Origin of the sequence: Microbacterium oxydans (assembly GCF_006540085.1) — a bacterium.
Taxonomy (GTDB): domain Bacteria; phylum Actinomycetota; class Actinomycetes; order Actinomycetales; family Microbacteriaceae; genus Microbacterium; species Microbacterium oxydans.
In genome coordinates this window covers 236737-246421 of the sequence record NZ_BJOG01000007.1, presented here as the reverse complement: position 1 = coordinate 246421, position 9685 = coordinate 236737, and the positions used below count along the sequence as shown (strand labels likewise).

Annotated in this window: 9 protein-coding genes and 1 riboswitch; of the genes, 2 read left to right on the top strand and 7 right to left on the bottom strand. The window is 68.9% G+C overall.

From position 1 onward, the window contains the following. Nucleotides 1-108: 108 nt before the first annotated feature. The gene (gene nagA / locus MOX01_RS14320; RefSeq protein WP_141370261.1) at nt 109-1281 is read right to left on the bottom strand and encodes an N-acetylglucosamine-6-phosphate deacetylase; all 1173 of its coding nucleotides are present in this window, start codon (nt 1279-1281) and stop codon (nt 109-111) included. Beyond that, complete coding sequence (locus MOX01_RS14315; RefSeq protein ID WP_141370259.1) at nt 1278-2789, bottom strand: beta-N-acetylhexosaminidase; 1512 nt, start codon at nt 2787-2789, stop codon at nt 1278-1280. Before MOX01_RS14315 ends, nagA begins: the two co-directional genes overlap by 4 nt. Before the next feature lie 108 nt (nt 2790-2897). Beyond that, a riboswitch (ZMP/ZTP riboswitch) is annotated at nt 2898-2982 on the top strand. Between the two features lie 38 nt (nt 2983-3020). Between MOX01_RS14315 and glyA the strand changes: the two genes are divergently transcribed. Together glyA and MOX01_RS14305 are read left to right on the top strand one after the other, a co-directional pair. Next, the gene (gene glyA, locus MOX01_RS14310) at nt 3021-4295 is read left to right on the top strand and encodes a serine hydroxymethyltransferase (RefSeq protein WP_046748839.1); all 1275 of its coding nucleotides are present in this window, start codon (nt 3021-3023) and stop codon (nt 4293-4295) included. A gap of 168 nt (nt 4296-4463) precedes the next feature. Further along, nucleotides 4464-5342, top strand: a complete 879-nt coding sequence (locus tag MOX01_RS14305) for a bifunctional methylenetetrahydrofolate dehydrogenase/methenyltetrahydrofolate cyclohydrolase (RefSeq protein ID WP_046748840.1) — start codon at nt 4464-4466, stop codon at nt 5340-5342. A 75-nt stretch (nt 5343-5417) separates the two neighbouring features. On the opposite strand, the gene MOX01_RS14300 is transcribed toward MOX01_RS14305, so the two are convergent. The 5 genes from MOX01_RS14300 to MOX01_RS14280 form a co-directional block, all read right to left on the bottom strand. Next, on the bottom strand, nt 5418-5975 hold the full coding sequence (locus MOX01_RS14300; RefSeq protein ID WP_058632501.1) for a hypothetical protein: 558 nt from the start codon (nt 5973-5975) through the stop codon (nt 5418-5420). Nucleotides 5976-6005: 30 nt separating this feature from the next. Then, nucleotides 6006-6728: a DUF6882 domain-containing protein gene (locus tag MOX01_RS14295; RefSeq protein ID WP_046748842.1), complete on the bottom strand. Its 723-nt coding sequence runs from the start codon at nt 6726-6728 to the stop codon at nt 6006-6008. 38 nt (nt 6729-6766) lie between these two features. After that, nucleotides 6767-7996 carry an MFS transporter gene (locus MOX01_RS14290; protein WP_141370257.1) on the bottom strand — a complete coding sequence of 410 codons (1230 nt, stop codon included), beginning with the start codon at nt 7994-7996 and terminating at the stop codon, nt 6767-6769. 113 nt (nt 7997-8109) lie between these two features. Beyond that, a complete protein-coding gene (locus MOX01_RS14285) occupies nt 8110-8910 on the bottom strand; it encodes an HpcH/HpaI aldolase family protein (protein WP_046748843.1) in 801 nt (266 codons plus the stop codon). Beyond that, nucleotides 8895-9680 carry a 2-keto-4-pentenoate hydratase gene (locus MOX01_RS14280; RefSeq protein ID WP_127011907.1) on the bottom strand — a complete coding sequence of 262 codons (786 nt, stop codon included), beginning with the start codon at nt 9678-9680 and terminating at the stop codon, nt 8895-8897. The genes MOX01_RS14285 and MOX01_RS14280 overlap by 16 nt, the downstream gene beginning before the upstream one ends. Nucleotides 9681-9685 lie beyond the last annotated feature (5 nt).

Below are 9685 nucleotides of genomic sequence, written 5' to 3'. Positions count from 1 at the left end.
CCTGTCTCACGAGGGGGAACGAGGCCGCCGATCTGGGGAACGGCGGCCTCCCACCCCACCAATGCATGACCGGAGAGCGCAGAGCTGCGCGTCGCGCGCGGCGCCGTCTCAGACGAGCAGCCGTGGTCCTGACCACACGCGCGCGACGCGCAGTTCCGCATCCAGCAGCACGGCGTCGCCGAGCATCCCGGGACTGAGTCTTCCCAGGAAGGCGTCGCGCCCGATCGCACGCGCCGGGGTCTCGGTGAGAGCCCGGACGGCTTCCGCCAGGCTCGCCCCTGCCTGCACGGCGCGCTGCAGAGCCACATCCTGCGTCAGCGTGGAGCCGGCGATCGACCCGGTGTCATCGGCTCTCGCGACTCCGTTCTCGACCGTCACGCTCACCGCGCCGAGGTCGTAGTGGCCGTCGGCGCTTCCTGCGGCCGCCATCGCGTCCGTGATCAGCGCCACTCGTCCCGGCGCGGAGTCGAACACCAGCTTGATGACGTGCGGGTCGAGGTGGACGTTGTCGGCGATCGCCTCGAGGACCACACGGTGGTCTGCCGCCGCGGCGAGCACAGGTCCGGGGGCACGGTGATGGATGCCCGGCATCGCGTTGAACGCGTGCGTGAGGATGGAAGCGCCGGCCTCGAACGCCGCGACCGCCATGCTCGCGTCCGCGTCGGTGTGCCCGACCGCAGCCGCCGAACCGGCTGCGACGATCTGCCTGATCGCGTCGAGCCCGCCTGGAAGTTCGGGAGCGATCGTGACCTGGCGGATGGTGCCACGTCCGGCGTCCAGCAGTCGCGCGACGTCGGCGGTCGTCGGATGGCGCAGCAGTGACGGTTCGTGCGCACCGTGGTGACCGGGGTCGAGGAACGGACCCTCGAGGTGCGAGCCCAGGATGTCGGCATCCGTCTCGGTCAGGTCGGCGATCAGCCCGACGCTGCGGGCGAGCGAATCCAGCGACGCCGTGACCAGCGACACGACGGCGCGGGTCGTACCGTGCTCCCGGTGCAGATCGCGGCCGATGCGGATCGCCTCCGCCCCGTCGTCGAACGCCGCGCCGGCGCCGCCGTGGCCGTGGATGTCGACGAATCCCGGGGTGAGCAGAGCACCGGCACCGGCGACGGCCGTCGCGTCGACGACCTCATCCACGGACGCCCACCCCGGACCGGTCCCGCGCTCGGTCACGATGCCGTCGTCGATACGGACCCAGCCGTCCTCGACGATGTCGCCGTGGTCGACGATCCGTGCGGAGTGGATGACCAGCGAACCGGTCGCGGAGGAGTGGGTGCTCAACGTGCGCTCCAGGGGATCTCGTCTGCGGGGTGGAAGTCGACCCCCTCAGCCTTCCACAACGGGGCGAGCGACCCGACGCGCACGCGGAACGACTCCCACGCGCGTTCCGGTGCCTCTCTCGGCGACCAGGCGACCTCGGCCTGTGCGGCCGCGCGAGGAAAGACCAGCTGTTCGACCTCGTCGAGCGTGCGGGTGGTCTCCGACCACAGTGGAGCCTCGATGCCGAGGATCGCGCTGTCCGGCACGTCGAGGACGTCGGTGGGTTCCCACTCGTAGGCGGAGCGCACATCGATGATCGCTGCCCAGGTGAGGCCCAGCGGGAAGTCCTCGGTGTACTTCATGTCGAGATACGTGACGTCCGCCGCCGACATGATCAGGGCGCCGCCGCGCTCGACGAAGTGGGCGGCCTCCTCGGCGTGTGTGCCCCCGGGGGTGGTCTTCCCCCAGTACTGTCCGACCGTGCCCTCGGCGATGTGCGCCGCCGAGCCCATCTCGTGCCAGGCCACCGGGATCCTGCCGGCTTCCACGACGATCGCGGTCGCGCGCTCCGCGAAGAGATCGAAGTCGGCTTGAGGTGTTCCGAGGGACTCGTCGCCGCCGATGTGGATGTAGGGGCCAGGGGTCATCTCGGCGAGCTCACGCACGACGTCGCGCACGAAGTCGTAGGTGCGCTCATCGTGGATGCGCACGCTGGAGTGGCCGACCCCCCACCCCAGGTAGGTCTCACCGGCGACGGGGAGGGGCTGGCCGAGCCGCTCCGACTCCGCGATCAGGTTGTCGTTCAGCACGGGTGCCTCGACGAGCTCGGGGTAGGCGACGCCGATCGCGTGGGTGTGGCCGGGAAGGTCGATCTCGGGGATGACGATCATGTGACGCGAGGCGGCGTATCTCACGATCTCGCGGTAGTCGTCCTTCGTGTAGAAGCCGCCGGGGTCGCCGTCCGCCGAGGTGAGGGATGCCCGCTCGGTCAGCAGGGGCCAGGAGTCGATGTGCACGCGCCACCCCTGGTCGTCGCTGAGGTGCAGGTGCAGGTGGTTGAACTTGAGGGCGCTGGTGCTGTCGATGAACCGCTTGACGTCGTCGACGCCGAAGAAGTGACGCGCCACGTCGAGCATGACTCCGCGCCGCGGGAAGCGGGGGGAATCCGCGACGTCCGCGCCGAGCAGGCCCCAGCCGGACTCGTCCTGGCGCAGCAGCTGCAGCAGTGTCTGCACGCCGTAGAACAGTCCCGCCTCGTCGGCACCCACGACGACAGCCCGCTCGCCGACCTCGAGTGTGTACCCCTCGGGTGCGGAAGAGGTCGCATCGATCAGCAGCTCGATGTCGGCGGGCGCCTCGTCCGCGAGCGACAGGCGGATACCGCTGCGACGCTCGACCGCCTCGATCAGCTGGTCGGCAGCAGGGGAGGAGCCGAGAACACGCGTCGTCGCGGTGATCGGCATCCGTCCTTCGCGCGGGACGGCCGAAACGGGTGCGGGGACCAGAGGGAGAGGATGAGGAAGGACCATGAACAAAACCTACCCGTCGGTGTCGTCGAGGGGAATGGTCGAGATCGAATCGATTCTGCGACGATGGCCGGATCAGCAACGTGCGCGCCGGCTCTGATCGGCTATGCTCGTAACCGTCGCGACTGGCGTCTGGGTGGACTACCACCGGGGAGCGACTGACCACGGAATTCGACCGCGCGCCTGGGCCGATAGGAACACCCCTTTCGAATCCGTCGTCAAAAGGAGCACGTCATGACCGACCGTTACTTCAACGCCCCGCTCTCCGAGGTCGATCCCGAGATCGCCCAGGTGCTCGACCGCGAGCTGAAGCGTCAGCAGACCTTCCTCGAGATGATCGCATCGGAGAACTTCGTGCCCGTCTCGGTGCTGCAGTCGCAGGGCTCCGTGCTCACCAACAAGTACGCAGAGGGCTACCCCGGTCGTCGCTATTACGGCGGCTGCGAAGAGGTCGACGTGGCTGAGGAGCTCGCCATCTCTCGCGCCAAGAGCCTGTTCGGCGCGGAGTTCGCGAACGTCCAGCCGCACTCAGGTGCATCCGCGAACGCCGCTGTGCTGCACGCGATCGCCCGCCCCGGCGACACCCTGCTCGGCCTGTCGCTCGACCAGGGCGGCCACCTCACGCACGGCATGAAGATCAACTTCTCCGGTCGTCTCTACGACATCGTCGCCTACGGGGTCGACCCTGAGACCTCGACGATCGACATGGACGAGGTGCGTCGTCTCGCGATCGAGCACAAGCCCAAGGTGATCATCGCCGGCTGGTCCGCCTACCCGCGCACGATGGACTTCGCGGCGTTCCGTGCGATCGCCGACGAGGTCGGGGCGCTGCTCTGGGTCGACATGGCGCACTTCGCCGGCCTCGTCGCCGCAGGTCTGCACCCGAACCCGGTTCCTCACGCGCACGTGGTCTCGTCGACCGTGCACAAGACCATCGGCGGACCGCGCTCCGGCTTCATCCTCACCAACGACGCCGAGCTCGCCAAGAAGATCAACACCGCGGTGTTCCCTGGACAGCAGGGCGGGCCGCTCATGCACGTGATCGCCGCGAAGGCGACCGCCTTCAAGCTCGCAGGCACGCCGGAGTTCAAGGAGCGCCAGGAGCGCGTGCTCCGCGGTGCGAAGCTCATCGCCGAGCGTCTGTCGCAGCAGGACGTTCAGGACGCCGGCATCGCCGTGCGCTCAGGCGGAACCGACGTGCACCTCGTGCTCGTCGACCTGCGCGACGCCGAGATCGACGGCAAGCAGGCCGAGGACCTCCTGCACGACATCCACATCACGGTGAACCGCAACGCCGTGCCGAACGACCCGCGTCCGCCGATGGTGACCTCGGGTCTGCGCATCGGTACGCCCGCGCTCGCGACCCGCGGCTTCGGTGATGCCGAGTTCACAGAGGTGGCCGACATCATCGCGCTCGCGCTGCTCCCCGGTGCCGATATCGAGGCCCTCCGCGCGCGCGTGGACGCCCTCGCCGCCGCTTTCCCGCTCTACCCCGACCTGCAGCAGTAGCACCTCTCGCTCCTCGCTCCGCGAGTGCACGCGATATCGCCGAGTGCACGGCTCGTTCACGCGAACCGGCCGTGCACTCGCCGAGTACCGGTGCACTCGACGGGCCGAGTGGGGCGAGGGGGCAAGGTGAGCAGGAACAGGACACGACAGGGAAAGAAGGAAGAAGACATGACCGCGAAGATCCTCGATGGGAAGGCGGCCTCTGCGGCGATCCGTGCCGAGCTCACCGAGCGTGTCGCCGAGCTGAAGAGCAAGGGGATCACGCCGGGAATCGCGACGGTGCTCGTGGGTGCCGATCCGGCGTCGCAGCTGTACGTGGGCATGAAGCACCGGCAGTCCGAGGCGATCGGCATGAACTCGATCCAGCGTGAACTGCCCGCCGATGCGACGCAGGCCGACGTCGAGGCCCTGATCGACGAGCTCAACGCCGACCCCGCCTGCCACGGCTACATCGTGCAGCTGCCCCTGCCGAAGCACATCGACACGGACGCGATCCTCGAGCGGATCGACCCGGCGAAGGACGCGGACGGCCTGCACCCGACCAACCTCGGTCGGCTGGTGCTGAACGTCAACAGCCCGATCCACACCCCGCTGCCGTGCACGCCGCGCGGTGTGATCGAGCTGCTGCTGCGCAACGACTACGACCTCAAGGGCAAGCACGTCGTGGTGGTCGGACGCGGGGTGACCATCGGTCGCTCCATCGGCCTGCTGCTGACCCGCCGCGACCTCAACGCCACCGTCACACTCACCCACACCGGCACCGTCGACATGCCGAAGTACCTGCGTGAAGCCGACGTGATCGTCGCCGCCGCCGGGGTGAAGCACCTGATCCGCGCGGAAGACGTCAAGCCCGGAGCCGCCGTGCTCGACGTGGGCGTGACGCGCGAGACCGACCCCGACACCGGCAAGAGCCTCGTGTTCGGCGACGTCGCACCGGATGTGGCCGAGGTCGCGGGGTACATCTCCCCGAACCCGGGCGGCGTCGGCCCCATGACGGTCGCCCTGCTCATGACGAACGTCGTGGAGGCCGCGGAGCGGTCGCTCTGACGACGACCGAACTCGAAACGAGAAGCGCCCATCCTGGAGGATGGGCGCCTCTCGTCTTCGCGGAGCGGGGTCGAATCAGCCCAGCTCGTCGAGCATCCGACGCTGCTCGGCCGTCAGACCGTCTCCGAGCTCGTCACGTGCGGCTCGGGTCTCGGGGGTCTCGGGGACGGGCGCGGCGGCGGAGGGCGCGGTCTTCGTCCCGCCCTTCATCCTCGCCTGCACCGACTCGTAGATCTCGCCGGCCTTCGCCCGCAGGCGATCGTCGATCTGGTCGTAGATCATCCACCCGAACAGCAGCGCCAGGGGCGGCAGCACGAATGCCCAGAACCCGGAAGCGCGCACACCGCTCAGCCAGACCGTGAGCACCCAGATGATGAGTTCGACGAGGTACACCAGCACATACTGCACGATCTTCTCGCCGGTCTTCGTGCGCTCGGCCGCCGATTTCGCCGCCGATCTGCGGAAGGCCCCGGCGAGCAGGGGCTTCACGAACAGGGCGGCGAGAGTCAGGACGACCGATGCCCACAGGGCGTTGAGGCCGACGGAGACGCCCGGCAGCAGCAGACCGATCAGCAACAGGACCGCGACGTTGAACACGTAGAGCGCGGCGAACCGGACGATTCCGTTCTTCATGCGACCAGAATCCCACACCTCAGGGAGCGATCACCCCTGGGTCTGCAGGGTGCTCTCGATCCCGCTGATGCGGGCCTGCTCGTCGAAGCGGAAGCTCGCGGTTCCCGTGGCATCCGACACCGTCGCCCCGGAGAACGCCTCGTCCGTCCAGGTGAGGGTCCACCCCGCGAGACGCGCGAGGTCCCAGACCGCCGTGCGCGCGTCGGGGAGTGCCGTGGCGGAGAGGACACGGGGCAGTGCGATGACCGCATCCGCGACCGTGAGCGGTGCGAGCGGGGCATCGAGGAGGAACACGGCGCGGGTTCCGTTGCCGACCGGGGCGGAGTAGTACGGGGAGCGGCCAGTGAGCTCGACGGCGACACCGCCGATCGTGTGCGCAGCCTGAGCGATCCACGCGTCGTCGCCGGACACGCCGTCGGGGAACGGCACCTCCGCCGTCGTCAGTTCTGTGATCCCGTGCTCGCTGCCATAGGCGTGCAGCTGACCCGCGACGCCCTGCGGGTCGCCGCTCGGATGCGCCCAGGCCCAGAGGAGAGAGCGGGGGCCCGGCGCGATCGTCGCGATCAGGTGGGCGCGGGCGACCAGCTGGCGAGACGGATCCGCGTCGGACGTGAAGGTGATCGTGCCGGCGGCCAGGTCGGCGTCCCAGCGGTGCTCGCCGAGGGCGTCGGCAGCGGCGGACAGGGCGTCCTGACGGAGTGCGACGAAGAGAGCGGCACGATCGGCGAGGGGCTGGAGCGCGGCGAAGGTCATGCCCACAGTCTCGCGGTCGATGCTATGAATCCGCTCGCTCATACGGGGAGCGTCGCGGATTGCGGCCTGCCCATCCGCCACACGCTCGGCACCGCGAGCGTGACGAGCGCGACACCCGCGTAGACCGCCCCTGACGTGATCAGAACGGTCGCCGGATCCGCGTGCGTGATCAGCCAGCCGTAGACCAGGGTTCCGATCGGCATCACGACGAAGCTCCCGAGCATGTCGTAGCTCGACACCCGGGAGAGCTTCTCGCCGGGGATGTTCTCCATCATCGCGAGGTTCCAGCCGGTGCTGAACACCTCGGCGCCGGCACCCGCGATGAAGGCGGCCATGGCGAGCAGGACCACGGCGGGGTGGACGCCCAGCATCGTGACGGGGATCGCGAACGCGGCCATGCCGATCATCCCGTAGCGCAGCGGTCGTCGCAGCGGGAACCACATCAGCAGCAGGGTCATCAGCAGCACCCCGACGCCTTCGGCGCTGACCACCCATCCCCAGCCGGTGATGCCCAGCAGGTCGTTGTTCTTGGCGATGTACGGACCGACGACGCCCCACGCGCCCACATGGATGGCGTTCATGATCATGAACGCCAGCACGATCGTCCACAGCCACGACCGGCTCCAGAACTCCCGCCAGCCGATGCGGAGGTCGTGGAACATCGTGGTGCCGCCCGCGTGAGATGGCGGCGGGAGCTTCACGAGCGCCAGCACCGGGATCGCGATCACCCAGCCGGCGGCCTGCACCACCATCGCCCACGCCGGCCCTGCCGTCGCCACCAGGACGCCCGCGATGATCGGGCCGCCGATGGTCACGGCGGACCGCACGAAGGACAGCATCGCGTTCGCCTGCTGCAGGTGCTCCGGCGTCGTCAGCTGCGGGATGATGCCCTGCATCGCGGGCAGCACGAACGCCGTGGAGGCGCCGTTCACGATCGACAGCACGATGAGCAGGGGGATCGTGGCGGTGCCGGTGAACAGCAGAGCCGCGATCGTGCCGCTCGAGAGGATGTCGACCACGTAGCAGGCCTGGATGATCAGCGCACGGGGGAGACGGTCGGCGATCACTCCACCGAACAGCACGAACACGATGTTGCTGATGGTGAAGGCGGCGAGCACGAACGACAGCGACCTGGCGTCGTTGTCGATCTCGAGGACCGCGAACGCGAGCGCGATCGACGACATCGAGCCGGCGATCATCGTGATGGCGCGCGCCAGGAAGAACCAGCGGAAGTTGCGGTCCTGCATCGCGGCGAGCCCGCGGATCACCTCACGACCTCGCCTCTGTGCACCGGGCTATCCTGCCACGGCCTGTAGCCCTTCGAATCGCGCAAAGGGGTGCATCCAGGACCTGGATACGACGATGCGCGCGATTCGAACGGTCAGTAGCTGGCGCGGTCGGCGGCATCCACGGCGATGAAGCGGGCGGCCAGGGCCTCGGAGGCTCGGGCGAGCAGCGCCACGTCGGCTCCGACCGCCACGAAGTCGGCGCCCGCCGCGAGATAGGCATCGGCGGCCGTGGGGTCGAAGGCGTTCACACCCACGGCCTTGCCCGCAGCCTTGACGGCGGTGAAGACCCTCTCGACAGCGGCCGTGACCTCGGGGTGGGTCTGCTGGCCGAGCAATCCCATCGACGCGGAGAGGTCGGATGGACCGACGAACACCGCGTCCACCCCGTCGACCGCGGCGATGTCGGCGGCGGCTTCGACGCCCGCAGCCGTCTCGATCTGCACCGTCAACGACACGTGCTGCGCGGATTCCTGCAGATACCGGTCGACGCGATTCCAGCGGGCGCTGCGGGCCAGAGCGCTGCCCACTCCGCGCACGCCCTCCGGCGGGTACCGGGTCGCGGCGACGGCGGTGCGTGCCTCTTCAGCGGAGGACACCATCGGGACGATGAGGTTCTGCGCCCCGAGGTCGAGGACCTGCTTGATCGCGACGGTGTCATTCGACGGCACCCGCACGAGGGGAGCGATCGGGTAGGCGGCGACCGCCTGAAGCTGCACCAGCACGGACTCCAGCGTGTTCGCCGAGTGCTCCATGTCGATCAGCAGCCAGTCGAGACCCGACCCCGCGGCGACCTCGGCGAGCAGCGGGCTGCCGGAGCAGACCCACATCCCCACGAGCGATCGGTCGGAGTCGGCCAACTGCTCGCGGAAGGACGGAGCTAGACGAAGCGGCATGCGATTGTTCCCATCGGTCCGTAATCGCACAGCACCTCGTCGCCGCGCGACACCCACATCGGGCGTGTGAACGATCCTGCCAGGATGATCTCGCCCGCTTCGAGACGCGCGCCGTGCTGGTGGAACTTGTTCGCGAGCCATGCCACTCCGGTGGCCGGATGCCCGAGCACCCCGGCGGCGACACCGGTCTCCTCGATCTCTCCGTTGCGGGAGAGCACGCCGGGCACCCAGCGCAGATCGATCTCGTCCGGACGCTTGTGCACCGTGCCGAGCACCATCGCCCCGTAGGCGGCGTTGTCGCTGATGGTGTCGACGATCGTCCGGCCCTCGAGCTCGATGTGCGAGTTCAGCACCTCGAGCGCCGGCACCGCGTAGTCGATCGCCGCGAGAGCGTCCTCGAGAGTGCAGTCCGGCCCCTCGAGCGGCGTCTTCAGCACGAAGGCCAGCTCGACCTCGATGCGCACGTTCGAGAAGTGGTCGACGGGGATCGCGGCGCCGGACTCGTACACGGTGTCGTCGAACATGACGCCGTAGTCCGGTTCGGTGATCCCCGTCGCCTGCTGCATGGCCTTGGAGGTCAGGCCGATCTTGCGCCCCACGAGTCGACGTCCCGCAGCGATCTGCGAGTCCCTCCAGACGCCCTGGATCGCGTAGGAATCCTCGACCGTGGCTTCGGGGTACCGCGCCGTGATGCGCGGGATCACGCTGTGCGCGCGGTCGGCATCGGCGAGTTCTGCGGCGATCGCGGCGATCGTCTCCTCTGGCAGCATCGGAT

Excerpts from the sequence above, each read along its gene's own strand:
- MOX01_RS14315 (WP_141370259.1), bottom strand. The coding sequence starts at position 2,789 with ATGGTCCTTCCTCATCCTCTCCCTCTGGTCCCCGCACCCGTTTCGGCC.
- glyA (WP_046748839.1), top strand. The coding sequence starts at position 3,021 with ATGACCGACCGTTACTTCAACGCCCCGCTCTCCGAGGTCGATCCCGAG.
- MOX01_RS14305 (WP_046748840.1), top strand. The coding sequence starts at position 4,464 with ATGACCGCGAAGATCCTCGATGGGAAGGCGGCCTCTGCGGCGATCCGT.
- MOX01_RS14300 (WP_058632501.1), bottom strand. The coding sequence starts at position 5,975 with ATGAAGAACGGAATCGTCCGGTTCGCCGCGCTCTACGTGTTCAACGTC.
- MOX01_RS14295 (WP_046748842.1), bottom strand. The coding sequence starts at position 6,728 with ATGACCTTCGCCGCGCTCCAGCCCCTCGCCGATCGTGCCGCTCTCTTC.
- MOX01_RS14285 (WP_046748843.1), bottom strand. The coding sequence starts at position 8,910 with ATGCCGCTTCGTCTAGCTCCGTCCTTCCGCGAGCAGTTGGCCGACTCC.
- MOX01_RS14280 (WP_127011907.1), bottom strand. The coding sequence starts at position 9,680 with ATGCTGCCAGAGGAGACGATCGCCGCGATCGCCGCAGAACTCGCCGAT.